The following is a 16,154-nucleotide window of genomic DNA, read 5'->3' as shown; positions in this document are numbered from 1 at the left end:
GCCCCCCTCCACCCCCCCGCACCCGCCTCGCCCCACACCCTGCCCCCCACAGCCGACGGCGCGCCCCACGTCTGCGACACCCCGCAGCCCATGCCCGAAGGCCTTCGCCACCTCTGCGACCTCCTCCAGCCCGTGCGAGAACGCCTTCGCCGCGCCCGCGACACCCCGCAGCCCTTGCACGACGGCGTTCCCCGCATCTGCGACATCCGGCCCTCCTTGCACGAAGGCGTTCTCCGCGCCCACGACACCCGGCCCCCCTTGCACGAACCTCTACCGATCCCCCACGTCACCCATCCATGTCAGAACGGCACCGCTGCAGCATCAATGGTCAGGCGTGCAATCTGGATGGATAAATTTCTGTACCAGAATTTTGCCGTTCCAATCTAAAGCGGCATCGTTTTAGCACTCCACGGCATCCAGATACGTTCACATCGCAACACTCCAACTAGAAACGGCAATATTTCAACCTGTCATAGCGACACCACAAATAAAAATGGCGCCCATTCAACCCGAATGGGCGCCACCACAACTTGAAATCACACCACTACAATCCCACAAGGCGCCACCCCAGCCGGGCACGACGCCCGGCCATCCTGGCCCGACACACCCCAAAACCTAAACCGCCCCCAAAACACCCGGCGCACCCACCCGCACACCGCGCCGCCCCCCCTGCACCCCGCACACGCCACCGCGCCAGCACCGCCCCACGCCAAGCCCCCCTGGCCCGGCATCGCGCACGACACGCCCTCAGCCCCGCAAGCCCCCGCCGGCGTCACCGCCCGCAGCCTGGCCGGCGCGCTCCGCTTGCGCCTGCCCATCTGCGCGCCGCGCCGCCTCCTGCCCTGCCGGTCTGCTACCGACTCAAGCGCCCAGCAGGCGGCGGGTCAGTAGCGATTGCATGTCGCGGCGCCCGTCGACGATCAGGTGGATGATGACCTGGCGGCCCATGACGCGGTAGATCACGCGGTAGGGCTTGAAGAAGGTCTGGCGGAATTCCTTGATGCCGAGGCCAAGCAATTCCTTCGGGTAACTGCCGCGCTCGGGGGAGGTCGACAAGCACGCCACCACGTCCATCAGCGCATCCAGCACGTAGTTGGCGTTGGCCACGCAGTCAAACTCGGCGATGTAGTCGTGGATGGACTCCAGGTCGCGCTCTGCGCCTTCCGTGAGCAGAACCTCGAATCGGTCAGGTGTGCCAGCCATCAGGTCGGGGCCCGCTTCGCGCGCAGGCGGGCGACGACATCGGCTACCGGCTTGACCTTGCCAGCCGCCACCTCCTGGGTGCCCAGGGCCAGTATCTTAAGCAGGGCCAGCGTCTCCTGCGTCTCTTCAAACGAGGCGACGTCCTGCAGAACCGCCTTGGCTTCACCGTTCTGGGTGATGACGAGGGGTTCCCGCTGTTCGGCGAGCTGTGTCAAGACCTCGGCGGCGTTGGCCTTGAGGTAGCTGATTGGCTTGACTTGAGATGAATAGCGCATGGCCGTGCCCCGAAAACAAATGGACCTAATGTAGTCTTTTTATAGTCCTTCAACAAGGTCGTCGAACTGGCCTGCAGCTCTCGTCGGGCCGCGGTTCGATCGTGCCCCGCCTACCCCTCGCCCCCCATCCTGATCCGCGCCATCGCCACCGATGCGGCGGCGGTGCGGTTTTCGACGCCGAGCTTGGCGAAGACGTGTTCCAGGTGCTTGTTCACCGTGCGGGGGCTGGAGCCCAGGATCTCGCCGATGTCGGGACTGGTCTTGCCCTTGATGACCCAGTAGAGCACTTCGGCCTCGCGGGTGGTGAGGCGGAAGGCCGTCTGCAGGGCTTCGATGGTCGCGGTGTCGGATTCCTCGCGCAGGGCCAGCAGCCATTCGTCTTCGCCGGCGCGCTCGTGGAGGGTGAACAGCAGGCGCTTGGCGCCGCGGCCGATGGTGAGGGGCGGAAACGCGAGGCCGTCGCGGCGGGCCTTGGCGGATTCGGCGATCCAGGCGCGCACGGCCTGGGGGGCGACGTCGTCGTCGCTGCCGAAGTAGTCGCCCAGCAGCTTGCGGGCCAGCGGCGTCTGCCACACCAGCCGGCCGCTCTCGGGCTGCACCGCAAGGGTGGCCTGGCCGAAGGCATCGAGTGCGCTGCGGGCCTGGCGCATCAGGCGGGCGCTCTGCATGTGGGCGGCGATGCGGGCCAGCACTTCCTGGGGGCGGATGGGCTTGGTGACATAGTCGGCGCCGCCGGCGTCGAAGGCCGCCACCACATGCTCGGTTTCGGTGAGGCCGGTCATGAACACGATGGGGATGTGCTGGGTGGTGAAATCGGCCTTCAGCCGGCGGGCCACCTCGAAACCGTCCATGCCGGGCATCACCGCGTCGAGGAGGATCACGTCGGGCACGCTGTGGCGGGCGCGCTGCAGGGCCGATTCGCCGTTGGTGGCGACGAGCACGGTGTAGCCGGCCTCGTCGAGGGCGTCGTGTAGGAGCGAGAGGTTCTCGGGGATGTCGTCCACGATCAGCACGAGATCGGAACTGAGCCGGTCGAAATCAGGCATGGCGGGCTTTATCCAGCAGGGGCGGAATGGCGTCGAGGCGGAAGTTGCGGGTAAGCTCGCGCAGCTCGGCCACAAAGGGCGCGTAGGCGGCGTCGAGGGCTTCGATTTCGTCGAGCCGGCGCAGGATGCCCTTCACGTAGCCCAGCTCCACCTGTTCGGCCAGCGCGGCGATCAGCTCGGGCGGCGGATAGACGGTGTTGGAGGGCAGCGGCGGCGGGGCGTCGGGCTGCTGGGTTTCGAGCCATTCGAGGCCCAGCCGGCGGCCGATCCAGTCGAGCAGCTCGGCCACCTGCACGGGCTTGAGGAAGAAGTCGTTGCGGCCGATGGCGAGGTCGTTGTCGTCGGCATGCAGGCCGCGCTCGTAGGCGTTGGCGGAGATGATGGCCACCGGCGCCGCGGCCATGTCGGCGCCGCCCTCGCCCGCGCGGATGCGCCGCACCACCTCCCAGCCGTCCATGCCGGGCATCGCCAGATCCATGAACACCAGATCGGGCTTGAAGCGCGGCAGCACGCGCAGGCACTCCTGCCCGTTGGCGGCCTGGGCCAGCGAAAAACCCAGGGGCTCCAGCAGGGTGATGAGGAACTCCCGGTCCACCCGTTCGTTATCCACCACCAGGATGCGCCGCCGCTCGCCCCGGTAGCCTACCCGGTTGCGGGGCAGCTCGCGGGCGGCCAGCTCGCCGCGCACCTGGGGCAGGAAGAGGCGCACCCGGAAGGTGCTGCCCACGCCGGGCGTACTCTTCACGGTGAGTTCGCCGCCCATCACGTCGGCGAACATCCGGCTGATGGTGAGGCCCAGCCCGGCGCCGCCCGCGCCCTGGGCCGCGGCGCCGCGGGAGAAGGGGTCGAAGATGCGCTCGATCTCGGCCTGGGAGATGCCGGGGCCGGTGTCTTCCACCTCGAAGGTGGCCATCTCCATGCGGTAGGCGAGGCGCAGGCAGATCGCACCCTTGGCGGTGAACTTCACCGCGTTGCCCAGCAGGTTGATGAGGATCTGGCGCACCCGCTTGCCGTCGGCGCGCACCACCGGCGGGATCTCGCCGATGGGCTCGAAGCGGAAGGCGAGGCCCTTGTTGCGGGCCTGCACCTCGAACATCCCGACGATCTGCTGGAGGAAATCCTTGAAGTCCAGCGGCTTCACATCCAGCGCCAGCTTGCCGCCCTCGATGCGGGCGATGTCCAGGGTGCCCTCGATCACCGACAGCAGGTGGTCGCCGCTGCGCCGGATGACGTTGATGGCCTGGCGCCGGTGGGGCGGGATGGCGTCGTCCCCGTCGAGGATCTGGGCGTAGCCCAGGATGCTGTTGAGGGGCGTGCGCAGCTCGTGGCTGATGGCGGTGATGTAGCGGCTCTTGGCCTGGTTGGCCAGCTCCGCCGCCTGCTTGGCCCGCTGGAGCTGCTCGTCGGTGCGGCGGTGGGATTCGATCTCGCGCATCAACAGGCTGGTCTGGCGGTTGGATTCCTCCTGCGCCACCTGCCGGCTCTTGTGGGTGAGCACCAGCCACCACACCACCAGCCCGCTCACCAGCAGCAGGCTCATGTAGGCCTTGATGAAGGCCAGACGCAGCGCCTCGACGGCCTCCGCCCCATTGGTGCCGAGCAGCTGGATGCCCTGCTGGTAGAGCAGCCACACCAGCACCGCCAGGGCCGGCGCCAGCACGCCCATCAGCAGCAGGTAGTGGCCCAGGCCGCTCTCCACGTAAGGCCACGCCGCTTCGGGCAGCACCCGGCGCATCGCCCCGGCCCACTGGGCGGAGAGCCGCGCGTCGGGCTTGCACAGGTCGTTGCAGCGGGCGTCCAGCGAGCAGCACAGGGAGCAGATAGAGCCCTGGTAGGCCGGGCAGTGGGCCAGGTCGTCGGCTTCGTATTCGCGCTCGCAGATCGCGCAGCGCCCGTTGCCGGTGGCCGCGTGGGGCTGGCGGGCCAGGTAGTAGCGCCCGCCGGTGGCCCAGGCGATGAGCGGCGAGGCCACGAAGGCGGTGACCAGCGCAATGAGCGCCGAGAAGGCCTGGGGCCCCGGCCCGAAGGCCCCCGCCCAGGCCGCCACCGACAGCAGCGAGGCGATGCCCATCGCCCCCACGCCCACCGGATTCACGTCGTAGAGGTGCGCCCGCTTGAACTCGATGCCCGGCGGCGACAGGCCCAGCGGCTTGTTGATGACCAGATCGGCCACCACCGCCATCATCCAGGCGATGGCCACGTTGGCGTAGAGGCCCAGCACCCGGCCCAGGGCCTGGAAGACGTCCAGCTCCATCAGCATCAGCGCGATGGCGGTGTTGAACACCACCCACACCACCCGCCCCGGGTGGCTGTGGGTGAGCCGCGCGAAGAAGTTCGACCACGCCAGCGAGCCGGCGTAGGCGTTGGTCACGTTGATCTTGAGCTGGGAGATCACCACGAACAGCGCCGTGGCCGCCACCGCCCAGCGCAGATCGGGGAAGACGTATTCGTAGGCGGCGAGGTACATCTGGTTCGGGTCCACCGCCCGCAGCACCGGCACCGCGTTGCTGATCGCCAGATAGGCCAGCAGCGCCCCGCCGAGCATCTTGACCACCCCCAGCAGCACCCAGCCGGGGCCGCCCACCAGCACCGCGGCCCACCAGCGGCGGGTGTTGGCCGCGGTCTTCTCGGGCATGAAGCGCAGGTAGTCGGCCTGCTCGCCCATCTGGGTGATGAGGGCAATGCCCACCGTGAGGGCGGCGCCAAAGGCCTGCAGGTTGAAGCCCGCCCCCACGCCGCGCTCGCCGCCGTAGCCGGCCAGCTCCGGGAGGATGCCCGGCCGGGCGGCGAACACGAACACGTAGGGCACCACCAGCATCAGCACCCACAGCGGCAAGGTGATGGACTGGAGCCGGCTGATGGCCGTGACCCCGTGGGTGACCAGCGGGATCACCACCACCGCGCACAGCAGGTAGCCCCAGGCCGGCGGAATGTCGAAGGCCAGCTCCAGCGCGTAGGCCATGATCGCCGCCTCGAGGGCGAAGAAGATGAAGGTGAAGGAGGCGTAGATCAGCGAGGTGAGCGTGGAGCCGATGTAGCCGAAGCCCGCGCCGCGGGTGAGCAGATCCATGTCCACCCCGTAGCGGGCGGCGTAGATGCTGATGGGCAGGCCCGCCAGGAAGATGATGAGCCCGGTGGCGAGGATCGCCCACAGGGCGTTGAGGAAGCCGTAATCCACCAGCAGGGTGGCGCCCACGGCCTCCAGGACCAGAAAGGACGCCACGCCAAACGCCGTGTTGGCCACCCGCAGCTCGGACCAGCGCCGGAAGCTGCGCGGGGTGAAGCGCAGGGCGTAGTCCTCGATGGTTTCGCGGGCGACCCAGGTGTTGTAGTCGCGGCGGATCTTGACGACCCGCTGGACGGCATCCGGCTCGCTGTCCATCACTCCTTGATGCCCAGCCGTTCGAGCCGGTAGCGCAGCGAGCGGAAGGTGACCCCCAGCGCCCGGGCCGCGGCGGTGCGGTTGCCGCCGGATTTCTCGAGGGCCTCCGCGATGGCGTGGCGCTCTACCTGATCGAGGTAGTCCTGCAGGTCGGCGCCGCCCGGGGCGGCTGGCGTCGCGGGGCTGGCGTCGCCCATGTCGGAGGGGTCGAGGAGCAGGTCGTCGGCCTCGATGAACTCGCCGGACGACAGGGCCATCGCCCGCTCCAGGACGTTCTCCAGCTCGCGCACGTTGCCCGGGAAGGCGTAGCCCTTGAGCGCCCGCAGCGCCCCTTCGCTAAGGCGCACCGGCGGCAGGCCGGAGGATTCGGAGAGCCGGGCGAGGAGGATCTCGGCGAGCTGGGGGATGTCCTCGGCGCGCTCCCTGAGCGGCGGCATGCGCAGCTCGATGACGTTGAGGCGATAGAACAGATCCTGGCGGAAGCGGGTGGCCTCCACCATGGCCTTGAGGTTCTGGTGGGTGGCGCTGAGGATGCGCACGTCCACCGCGGTCTCGGCGGTGTCGCCCAGGCGGCGGAACTTCTTCTCCTGGATCGCCCGCAGCAGCTTGACCTGCATGGGCAGCGGCAGGTCGCCCACCTCGTCGAGGAACAGGGTGCCGCCGTGGGCGGCCTGGAAGAAGCCTTCCCGGTCGGCGTCGGCGCCGGTGAAGGCGCCCTTCCGGGCCCCGAAGAACTCGCTCTCCATCAGGTTCTCGGGGATCGCCCCGCAGTTGACGGCCACGAAGGGGGCGGCGGCGCGGGGGCCGAGATCGTGGATCATGCGGGCGGCGCGCTCCTTGCCGCTGCCGGATTCGCCCGAGATGAACACCGGCGCCTGGCTGCGGGCGAGCTTTTCGATCAGGGCGCGCACCTGCACCATCGCCGGGGACGAGCCGGTGAGGCTGGAGGTGTCCTTCTTGCCGCCCTCGCCCTCCTTGCCCGACACCGAGAACACCGACTTGACCAGCGCCCGCAGCTGATCGATGGAGACCGGCTTGGAGAGGTAGTCGAAGGCCCCGGCCTTCAGCGCCGTGACGGCGTTGTCCATGCTGCCGAAGGCGGTGATGACCGCCACCGGCAGGTCGCGCACGGTTTCGGAGATGTGGCGCACCAGCTCCAGGCCGTCGCCGTCGGGCAGGCGCATGTCGGTCAGGCACAGGCGGTAGCGCTTCTGGGCCAGCAACGCCCGGGCCTCGGCCAGGTTGGCCGCGCCGTCGCTGGCGAGCCCCAGGCGCAGCAGGCTCAGTTCGAGCAGTTCGCGGATGTCGTCCTCGTCGTCGACGATGAGCACGTCCGGGCCGCTGGAGCGGGCCCGTCTTTCGGTCTGGGTCATGGTTTAACGCGTCCGATGATCCGGAAATGGGCACCCGGCAGGGCGGCAGGGGGTTGGGCATCGGCCGGCGCGATGGCGCACAGTTCGAGCACCGCGCCGTTGGCTTCGGCAAGTTCCCGCGAGATGTAGAGCCCCAGGCCGGTGCCTTTCGAGTGGGTGGTGAAGAAGGGTTCGAATACCTGCGCCCGCAGCTCCTCGGGGATCCCCGGGCCGTCGTCGGACACATCCAGCGCTACCCGGCCATCATCGCGCAGCGCGGCCTCGATTTTTACCGAAGCCGGCCCCCCGCTGCAATGGCGGCGGGCGTTGCCGACGAGATTCCACAGAATCTGCCGCAGGTGGGCGCGGTCCATCGCCATCTCCAGGCCGGTGGGCACGCGGTTGTCCACCACGTCCCGCCCGCCGTTCTCGGCCACCGCGAACTCCTCGATGAACTCATCCACGAACTCGGCCAGGGGCAGCGCCTCGGGCAGGGCCTCGTCGCGCCGGCCCAGGGCCAGCACGTCGGCCACCAGGCGGTCGATGCGCTGGGCGTTGTTGCCGATGATGCGGATCAGGCGGGCCTGCATCTCGCCGCGCTTCTCCTCGCGCAGCAGCTCGGCGGCCTGATAGACGGAGGCCAGCGGGTTGCGGATCTCGTGGGCGATGCTGGCGGTGAGCCGGCCCAGCGCAGCCAGCTTGGCCTGCTGGATCTGGCGGTGGATGCGGTCGAAGTCTTCGAGGTAGATCAGCGTCTCGTTGGCCTCGCCGGCCGGCAGGAAGCGGGCCAGCAGCACCTTGCCGCTGCCGTCGGCGCGCAGGCTGTGGGCCGAATCGCCCTGCTCGGCGCGGCGGCGCAGCTCGCGCTCCAGCGCCGGGGCGTGCTCGCCCAGGCTGGCCCCTTCGCGCAGGTCGGCCCCCAGCAGCGCCACGGCCTGGGGGTTGAACTGGCGCACCACGCCCCCCTCGCCCACCACCAGCACGCCGTCCTGCATGTCCTGGATGATCTGGCGGTTCAGGCGCAGCTGGCTGGCCAGATCCACCCCCCGCTGGCGGGCCAGGTTCTCGTTGGCGATGGCCCGCAGGGCCAGCAGGCGCGCCACCTGGGCGATGGCGAAGAAGCCGATGCAGGTGATGCCCACGGTGAAGAAGTCCACCGTCTCGCGCCCGGAGAGCAGCCGGAACATGTTCTCCAGCAACACCGCCACGGTGGCGTAGGCGGCGTAGAACAGCACCATCCGCCCCTGCCCCACCAGCCCGGCCCCGGCCAGGGCGATCAGGATCAGGATCGGGATGCCGCTGCGGTAGCCCCCGCTCGCCCACATGATGAGGGTGAGCGAGGTGACATCCACCAGCACCTGCACGGTGACCAGCCGGTTGTGCCCGAGCAGCCGGGCAGCGTCGGGAAAGCCCAGGCTGAGCACCGCCGCCACGTAGGCGAAGGACACCCCGAAGAAGATGGTGGGCGAATCGCTGCCCAGGTTGAGGGATGGCCCCGCCACCAGGAACAGCCCGGCGAGGGTGAGGCGGAACAGGTTGAGGTAGCGCAGCGGCTCGGAGCGGCTGAAGTCGTCGGCCAGATCCGCGTCCCGCGGGGGCTGCTCGGGCTTCACCGGGCGGGGTCAGCCGCGGGGGCCGAGACGACGGTGCTCCTCGGAGCAGTAGAAACCGCCGGCCCCGCGCACGCCTTCGCTCTCGGGCACGTGCAGGCCGCAGCGCAGGCAGGCCACCATCTGCTCGATCTCGGCCGGCGGGGCGCCGCGCTGCTGGGGCCCGCCGTCGTCGTCCTGTCGGCCCGCCTGCGGCCCGGGGGCGCCCGGCCGGCGCAGGGCGCGCCGCACGTAGTAAAGGCCGATCAGGAACAGGATGAACAGAAGAAGGTTGCGCACGGTGGAGGCTCCAGCGGTAAGCGCCCGAGTTTAGCAGAAGCGCCGGAGCCGCTCGAAAGCCGCCTCCAGCGTCTCGTCGCGCTTGGCAAAGCAGAAGCGGATCACCCGCTCGTCGCGCCCGTCGCCGAAGAAGGCCGACAGGGGGATGGCCGCCACGCCCACCTCGCGGGTGAGCCACTGCACGAAATCGGTGTCGGGCAGATCGGCGATCGCCCCGTAGCGGACGGTCTGGAAGTAGGTGCCGGTGCACGGCAGCAGCTCGAAGCGCGTCCCGGCCAGCCCGGCCCGGAAGACATCCCGCTTGGCCTGATAGAAGGCCGCCAACCCCAGGTGACGCGAGGCATCCATCATGTAGTCGGCCAGCGCCAGCTGCACCGGGGTGTTCACGGTGAACACGTTGAATTGGTGCACCTTGCGGAACTCGGCCATTAGCTCGCGGGGCGCCAGCACGTAGCCCACCTTCCAGCCGGTCACGTGGTAGGTCTTGCCGAAGCTCGACACGATCACGCTGCGCTCGGCCAGCTCCGGGTAAAGGGCCGCGCTCTCGTGGCGCCGGCCGTCGAAGACGATGTGCTCATACACCTCGTCGGCCACCACCACGATGCCGGTGCCGCGCACCAGATCGCACAGCGCCCGCATGTCGTCGGCGCTCCACACCGTGCCGCTGGGGTTGTGGGGGGTGTTGATCATCACCATCCGCGTGCGGGGCGACACCAGCGCCCGCACCGCGGCCCAGTCCGGCCGGTAGTCGGGGGCCGACAGCCGGGCCCGCTTCACCACGCCGCCCGCCAGCTCGATGGCGGGCACGTAGGAGTCGTACACCGGCTCGAAGACGATCGCCTCGTCGCCCGGATGCACCAGCGCCGCCACCGCGGTGAACAGCGCCTGGGTGGCCCCGGCGGTCACGGTGATCTCGGCCTCCGGGTCGTAGGCGGTGCCGTACAGCGCCGCCACCTTGGCCGCGATGGCCTCGCGCAGCGCCGGCACCCCGGCCATCGGCGCGTACTGGTTGTGACCGGCGCGCATCCAGTGGGCGACCCGCTCGAAGAGCACGTCCTCGGCGCTGAAATCCGGGAAACCCTGGGACAGGTTGATCGCCCCGCACGCCTGGGCCAGACGCGACATCACGGTGAAGATCGTCGTGCCCACATTGGGCAGACGGGACGGGACAGGCGCGGGAAAACGGGGCATACACTCACTCCGGGCAGGGCCGACACGACAAAGCCGGGCGATTCTGGCAGATGGCGCCCCCGCCGGCCAGCCGCGCCCCGATACAATCCGCCCTTCACCCACCCTCGACATCGCCCCATCGTGTCCGATCACTGCCCCACCCTCGCCCGGGACGGCGAGCAGGTCGTCATCCTCGACCAGACCCGCCTGCCCTGGACCGAACGCTTCGTCCGCCTCGACACCCTCGCCGACGCCGCCGTCGCCATCCGCGACATGCAGGTGCGCGGCGCGCCGCTGATCGGCGCCACCGCCGCCTTCGGCATGGCCCTGGCGCTGAAGGCCGACGCCTCCGACGCCGCCCTCGCCCAGGCCGACGCCGTGCTGCGCGCCACCCGCCCCACCGCGGTCAACCTCCACTGGGCCCTCGACCGCATGCAGCAGGCCCTCGCGCCCCTGCCCCCCAGCGCGCGCGCCGCCGCCGCCTGGGCCGCCGCCGACGCCATCCGCGCCGGCGACGCCGCCGCCAACGCCGCCATTGGCCAGCACGGCAAGGCCATCCTCGACGCCCTGGCCCGCACCAAAGGCCGCCCGCTCCAGCTGATGACCCACTGCAACGCCGGCTGGCTCGCCACCTGCGGCCACGGCACCGCGCTGGCGCCCATCTACGCCGCCCACGCCGCGGGCATCCCGGTACACGTCTTCGTCAGCGAGACCCGCCCGCGCAACCAGGGGCTCCTCACCGCCTGGGAACTGGCCCGGGCCGGCGTGCCCCACACCCTTGTCGCCGACAACGCCGCCGGCTGGCTGCTGGCCGAGGGGCGAGTCGATCTGGTCATCACCGGCGCCGACCGCATCGCCGCCAACGGCGACAGCGCCAACAAGGTGGGCACCTACCTCAAGGCCCTCGCCGCCGGCGCCCACGGCGTACCCTTCTACATCGCCGCGCCCCGCTCCACCGTCGATTTCGCCTGCCCGGACGGCCGGTCGATCCCCATCGAAGCGCGCAGCGCCGACGAGGTGCGCCTGATCCACGGCCTCAACGACGACGGCGCCCCCAGCCACATCCGCATCGCCGCCGACACCACCCCGGCCTGCAATCCGGCCTTCGATGTCACGCCCGCCGGGCTTCTGGCTGGCATAATCTGCGAGTTCGGCGTGTTCGCCGCCGACCGCCTCGCCACCATCGAACATCGCTGATCCAGATCGGAGCTAGTGGTCATGAACGAGAACGTCCTGCGCGCCGGCCTCCTGGAAACCGCCCGGGAGATGGCCCGGTGCGGGCTCAACGCCGGCACCGCCGGCAACGCCAGCGTGCGCTGCAGCCGCGGTTTCCTGATTACCCCCACCGGCCGCGCCTACGACGAACTCGGCCCCGACGACATGGCCCTGATGGCCATGGACGGCAGCTGGCACGGCCCCTTTGCCCCCTCGTCCGAGTGGCGCATCCACCGGGACATCCTCGCCGCCCGGCCGGACGTGGGCGCCGTGCTCCACGCCCACTCGCCCTTCGCCACCGCGCTGGCCTGTCACCGCCGCCCCATTCCGGCCTTCCACTACATGATCGCCCGCTTCGGCGGCGCCAACGTGCGCTGCGCGCCCTACGCCACCTTCGGCACCCAGGCCCTCTCCGACGGCGCCATCGCCGCCCTCGACGGCCGCCGCGCCTGCCTGCTCGCCAACCACGGCATGCTGACGCTGGGCGGCGACCTGCGCGGCACCCTGGCCCTGGCGGTCGAGTTCGAGACCCTCTGCGAGCAATACTGGCGGGCCTGCCAGCTGGGCGAGCCGCACATCCTGTCCGGCCCCGAGATGGAAGAAGTCATCGCCCTGTTCAAGACCTACGGCCAGCCGCGCCCGGCCGCCGCCGTGCCGCCCGCCGAATCCGGCCCGGCCTGAGCCCCCATGTCCGGCACCGCCCCCGACGACGCCATCGCCCCCCGCCGCCCCCCGGCGCGGCTGGTGCGCAGCCTGCTGTGGCGGATGCTGCTGATCTTCTGCGCCAGCATCGTCGTGTTCGGCGCGGCCATCCAGTTCCTGATCGTCGTCCCGGCCACCCAGTCCCTCGCCCGCACCCGGCTCGATCTGGCGGTCACCCAGGTCCAGTCCGAGGCCGAGCGCAACTTCCGCCGTATCGAAACCCAGCTCCGCACCGTGCGCAGCTGGGGCCTCAACGGCAGCCTGCGCCTCGACGACATCCCGGGCTTCAACGCAATGCTGACCCCGCTGCTCACCGGCGACAGCCAGATCTCGTCGATCCACCTGGCCACCGCCGAGGGCCGCGAACTGCTGGTGCTGCGCGACCCCAACGGCTGGTACAACCGCATCACCGAGCCCGGCGCGGCCGACCGCGGCAGCCGCTGGCAATACTGGTCAAAGGGCGGCGCGCTGCTCTCCGACACCTGGAAGCTGCCCCGCTACGACCCCCGCTCCCGCCCCTGGTTCGAGGCCGCCCTGGCCCTGCCGGCCGACGACGGCACAGTGGGCTGGACGGCCCCCTACCGCTTCTTCACCACCGGCGACGCCGGCATCACCGCCTTCATCCGCTGGACCGCCGCCGACGGCAAGCGCTACATCGTCGCCTTCGATCTTCAGCTGGCCGAGTTGTCCCGGCTCACCGTCGATTCCCCGGTGGGCGAGCGGGGCGGCAGCGCGGTCCTGTCCGACAAGGGCGAGGTCATCGGCCTGCCGCGCTTCCCCCGCTTCGCCAACCTCGCCGACCGGCGCGAGGCCGCCCTCCGCCCGGCCGCCGAACTCGACGTGAACTTCCTCACCCGGGGCTACGCCCAGTGGCTGGTGGCCGGCCGCCCCAGCGCCGAAGTGCTCCGCTTCGAGAACGAGGACGAGACCTGGCTGGCCCAGTTCGTGCCCCTCAACCTGGGCCAGCAGCACTGGTGGATCGGCGGCTTCGCCCGGGAGAACGACTTCATCCCCACCCGCCTGCAGGACGTGGCGCCGGTGCTGATCGGGCTCGTCCTGCTCAGCATCGCCATCACCGCCGGCATCGCCCGCCAGCTCGGGCGGCGCATCGAAACCAGCCTGACCACCCTCATCGGCCAGAGCGAGCGCATCGGCCGCCTCGACCTCACCCCGCCCTCCGAACCCCTCGTCACCCCCTGGCGCGAGATCGCCGAACTGGCCGACTCCCACGAGCGGATGCGCCAGCACCTGAGCCGCGCCGCCAGCGCCCTCGACCGCAGCCGCGCCGAGCTTGAAGAGAAGGTCACCGAGCGCACCAGCCAGCTCGCCGAAAAGAGCACCGCCCTGGCCGACCAGCTGCTGTTCGTCCAGGTGCTGCTCGACTCCCTGCCCAACCCGGTGTTCTACAAGGGCCCCGACGCCCGCTACCTGGGCTGCAACCAGGCCTACGAGAAAGCCTTCGGCACCACCCGCGCCTTCCTGCTCGGCAAGACCGTCCGGGATCTACCCTTCCTGCCCCCCGAGCTGCGCGCCGTCCACTACCAGGCCGACCTCAACACCATCGCCAGCGACGGCACCCTCCACAAAGAGATGCGCCTGCCCTTCGCCGACGGCACCGAGCACGACACCCTCTACTGGGTCAGCAGCTTCCGCCTCGCCAGCGGCGAACCCGGCGGGCTGGTCGGGGTGCTGGTAGACATCACCGCCCAGAAGGAGGCGGAGCGCGAAGCCCGCGCCGCCGACGAGTGGAGCCGCCGCATCCTCGAATCGAGCCCCATCGCGGTCATCATCACCCGCCCCGGCGGCAACCCGGTGTTCGCCAACAGCCGCGCCGCCGAAGTCGCCCGCACCACCCTGGACGACTTCATGAAACGCCCGGTGGTGAGCTGGTTCCGCAGCCCCGCGGCGGCCGACGCGGTGCTCGTGCAACTGCGCGACGGCCACCCCGTGCGCGACCAGGAACTCGAATTCCGCGCCGCCGACGGCACCCCGCTGTGGGTGCTCGTCACCATCGAGATGATCGAGTTCCGCGGCAGCCCGGCCCTCATCAGCTGGTGCTACGACATCACCCGCCGCAAGGCCGCGGAGCGCGACCTGCGCACCCTCTCCCTGGCCATCGAACAAAGCCCCACCATGCTGGCCATCACCGGGCCCGGCGGCACCATCCAGTACGCCAACCCGCGCCTGTGCCGCGAGACCGGCTACACCGCCCCCGAGCTGGCCGGCACCCTGCCCGATCTGGTGGACGCCGGCGGCCAGCGCTTCGACTTCCACACCGAGCAATGGCACGCCCTCAAGGCCGCATCGGTGTGGGGGCGGGAATGCCAGCTGCGACGCAAGAACGGCGACACCATGTGGGTCGGCATCTCGGTGAGCGGCCTCACCGAAACCGGCGACAGCCCGGGCGGCGAGATCACCCACTGCGTGTGGGTGCTCGAAGACCTCGCGGTGCATCGCCAGACCCTCGCCACCCTGCGCGAGGCCAAACGCCTCGCCGAGGAGGCCGCCGAATCCAAGGCCCGCTTCCTGGCCAACATGAGCCACGAGATCCGCACCCCGCTCAACGCCATCATCGGCCTCACCGACCTGTGCCAGGGCACCGGGCTCAACCCCCGCCAGCAAGACTACCTCGACAAGATCCAGGCCTCCGGCACCACCCTGCTGGGGGTGGTGAACGACATCCTCGACTTCTCCAAGATCGAAGCCGGCAAGCTCAACCTCGAGCACACCCCCTTCACCCTCGATCAGGTGCTCGACCACGTCATCACCTTCATCGCCCAGCGGGCCCAGGAGAAAGGCCTCGAGCTGATCCTCGAAGTCGCCCCCGACGTGCCCCAGCAGCTGGTCGGCGACCCCCTGCGGCTCGGGCAGGTGCTCACCAACCTGCTGGGCAACGCCGCCAAGTTCACCGACGCCGGCGACATCCGCCTGGGGGTCGGCGTGGTCGAACGCAACAGCCACCGGGCCACCCTCCGCTTCGAGGTGCGCGACACCGGCATCGGCATGACCGCCCCCCAGCTCGACCGGCTGTTCGAAGCCTTCTCCCAGGCCGACACCTCCATGTCGCGGCGCTTCGGCGGCACCGGCCTGGGCCTGTCCATCGCCCGCCACCTGGTCGAGTTGATGGGCGGCGACACCATCCAGGTGGACAGCACCCCCGGCAAGGGCAGCGCCTTCCGCTTCAGCGCCCGTTTCGACCTCGCCGGCGAGCAGGCCCCCAAGGTGCTGCCCGGCCTGCTGGACGGCCTGCGGGTGCTGGTGGTGGACGACCACCCGGTGGCCCGCACCGTGCTGCTGCACCTGCTGGGCAACTTCCCCTTCCGCACCGAAGCCGTCGGCTCTGCCGCCGAAGCCATCGCCGCCGTGCGCCGGGCCGACGGTGGCGACCGCTACGGGCTGGTCCTGATGGATCTGCGCATGCCCCAGGTGGACGGCATCGAAGCCACCCGGCGCATCAAACAGGACCGCAACCTCGCCGCCCCGCCCAGCGTCATCCTGCTCACCGCCTACGGCGAGGACCACATCGCCAGCCAGGCCGCCGAGGCTGGCGTCGACGGCTACCTCCACAAGCCCGCCACCGCCTCCACCCTCCTCGACGCCATCGTCGGCGCCTTCGGGATGCGCGCCGCCCAGAGCGTGGCCGCCCTCCAGGTGGCCGACCCCGCACGCCAGCTCGCCGGCCTCAGCGTGCTGGTGGTCGAGGATAACGACATCAACCAGCACATCGCCCAGGTGCTCCTCGAGAAGCACGGCGCCCGCGTCCAGCTTGCCGACAACGGCCGCATCGCCGTCGACACCCTCCAGGCCGCCGGCCCCGGCGCCTTCGACGCCGTGCTGATGGATCTCCAGATGCCCGAGATGTACGGCCTCGAAGCCACCCGCCTGATCCGCCAGGACACCCGCCTCGCCGCCCTGCCCAT

At 70.3% G+C, this 16,154-nt stretch carries 11 protein-coding genes; 3 read left to right on the top strand and 8 right to left on the bottom strand.

Translation table 11 applies throughout. From position 1 onward, the window contains the following. Positions 1–861: 861 nt before the first annotated feature. The 8 genes from ACE3N6_RS17065 to ACE3N6_RS17030 form a co-directional block, all read right to left on the bottom strand. Positions 862–1,203 carry a type II toxin-antitoxin system RelE/ParE family toxin gene (locus ACE3N6_RS17065; protein WP_374247005.1) on the bottom strand — a complete coding sequence of 114 codons (342 nt, stop codon included), beginning with the start codon at positions 1,201–1,203 and terminating at the stop codon, positions 862–864. After that, a complete protein-coding gene (locus ACE3N6_RS17060) occupies positions 1,203–1,478 on the bottom strand; it encodes a type II toxin-antitoxin system Phd/YefM family antitoxin (RefSeq protein WP_374247004.1) in 276 nt (91 codons plus the stop codon). The genes ACE3N6_RS17065 and ACE3N6_RS17060 overlap by 1 nt, the downstream gene beginning before the upstream one ends. 110 nt (positions 1,479–1,588) lie before the next feature. Next, positions 1,589–2,524 carry a response regulator gene (locus tag ACE3N6_RS17055; protein ID WP_374247003.1) on the bottom strand — a complete coding sequence of 312 codons (936 nt, stop codon included), beginning with the start codon at positions 2,522–2,524 and terminating at the stop codon, positions 1,589–1,591. Then, positions 2,517–5,906 carry an ATP-binding protein gene (locus ACE3N6_RS17050; protein ID WP_374247002.1) on the bottom strand — a complete coding sequence of 1,130 codons (3,390 nt, stop codon included), beginning with the start codon at positions 5,904–5,906 and terminating at the stop codon, positions 2,517–2,519. Before ACE3N6_RS17050 ends, ACE3N6_RS17055 begins: the two co-directional genes overlap by 8 nt. Further along, a complete protein-coding gene (locus tag ACE3N6_RS17045) occupies positions 5,906–7,279 on the bottom strand; it encodes a sigma-54-dependent transcriptional regulator (RefSeq protein ID WP_374247001.1) in 1,374 nt (457 codons plus the stop codon). The genes ACE3N6_RS17050 and ACE3N6_RS17045 overlap by 1 nt, the downstream gene beginning before the upstream one ends. Next, the gene (locus tag ACE3N6_RS17040) at positions 7,276–8,871 is read right to left on the bottom strand and encodes a PAS domain-containing sensor histidine kinase (RefSeq protein ID WP_374247000.1); all 1,596 of its coding nucleotides are present in this window, start codon (positions 8,869–8,871) and stop codon (positions 7,276–7,278) included. Before ACE3N6_RS17040 ends, ACE3N6_RS17045 begins: the two co-directional genes overlap by 4 nt. A gap of 9 nt (positions 8,872–8,880) precedes the next feature. After that, positions 8,881–9,147, bottom strand: coding sequence for a PP0621 family protein (locus ACE3N6_RS17035; protein WP_374246999.1), 267 nt, complete (start codon positions 9,145–9,147; stop codon positions 8,881–8,883). Positions 9,148–9,177: 30 nt separating this feature from the next. After that, complete coding sequence (locus ACE3N6_RS17030) at positions 9,178–10,338, bottom strand: pyridoxal phosphate-dependent aminotransferase (RefSeq protein WP_374246998.1); 1,161 nt, start codon at positions 10,336–10,338, stop codon at positions 9,178–9,180. 117 nt (positions 10,339–10,455) lie between these two features. Between ACE3N6_RS17030 and mtnA the strand changes: the two genes are divergently transcribed. The 3 genes from mtnA to ACE3N6_RS17015 form a co-directional block, all read left to right on the top strand. Beyond that, positions 10,456–11,514, top strand: coding sequence for an S-methyl-5-thioribose-1-phosphate isomerase (gene mtnA, locus ACE3N6_RS17025; RefSeq protein WP_374247006.1), 1,059 nt, complete (start codon positions 10,456–10,458; stop codon positions 11,512–11,514). A gap of 21 nt (positions 11,515–11,535) precedes the next feature. Then, positions 11,536–12,213: a class II aldolase/adducin family protein gene (locus ACE3N6_RS17020; RefSeq protein WP_374246997.1), complete on the top strand. Its 678-nt coding sequence runs from the start codon at positions 11,536–11,538 to the stop codon at positions 12,211–12,213. A gap of 6 nt (positions 12,214–12,219) precedes the next feature. Beyond that, positions 12,220–16,154 (top strand): response regulator (locus ACE3N6_RS17015; protein WP_374246996.1); only part of this gene is annotated, 3,935 nt, incomplete at its 3' end.

Source organism: Zoogloea sp., from assembly GCF_041904905.1.
Classification (GTDB): domain Bacteria; phylum Pseudomonadota; class Gammaproteobacteria; order Burkholderiales; family Rhodocyclaceae; genus Zoogloea.
Note: the sequence above shows the minus strand (reverse complement) of the source record. Positions and strands in the feature narration are given on the sequence as shown.

Excerpts from the sequence above, each read along its gene's own strand:
- ACE3N6_RS17065 (WP_374247005.1), bottom strand. The coding sequence starts at position 1,203 with ATGGCTGGCACACCTGACCGATTCGAGGTTCTGCTCACGGAAGGCGCA.
- ACE3N6_RS17060 (WP_374247004.1), bottom strand. The coding sequence starts at position 1,478 with ATGCGCTATTCATCTCAAGTCAAGCCAATCAGCTACCTCAAGGCCAAC.
- ACE3N6_RS17055 (WP_374247003.1), bottom strand. The coding sequence starts at position 2,524 with ATGCCTGATTTCGACCGGCTCAGTTCCGATCTCGTGCTGATCGTGGAC.
- ACE3N6_RS17050 (WP_374247002.1), bottom strand. The coding sequence starts at position 5,906 with ATGGACAGCGAGCCGGATGCCGTCCAGCGGGTCGTCAAGATCCGCCGC.
- ACE3N6_RS17045 (WP_374247001.1), bottom strand. The coding sequence starts at position 7,279 with ATGACCCAGACCGAAAGACGGGCCCGCTCCAGCGGCCCGGACGTGCTC.
- ACE3N6_RS17030 (WP_374246998.1), bottom strand. The coding sequence starts at position 10,338 with ATGCCCCGTTTTCCCGCGCCTGTCCCGTCCCGTCTGCCCAATGTGGGC.
- ACE3N6_RS17020 (WP_374246997.1), top strand. The coding sequence starts at position 11,536 with ATGAACGAGAACGTCCTGCGCGCCGGCCTCCTGGAAACCGCCCGGGAG.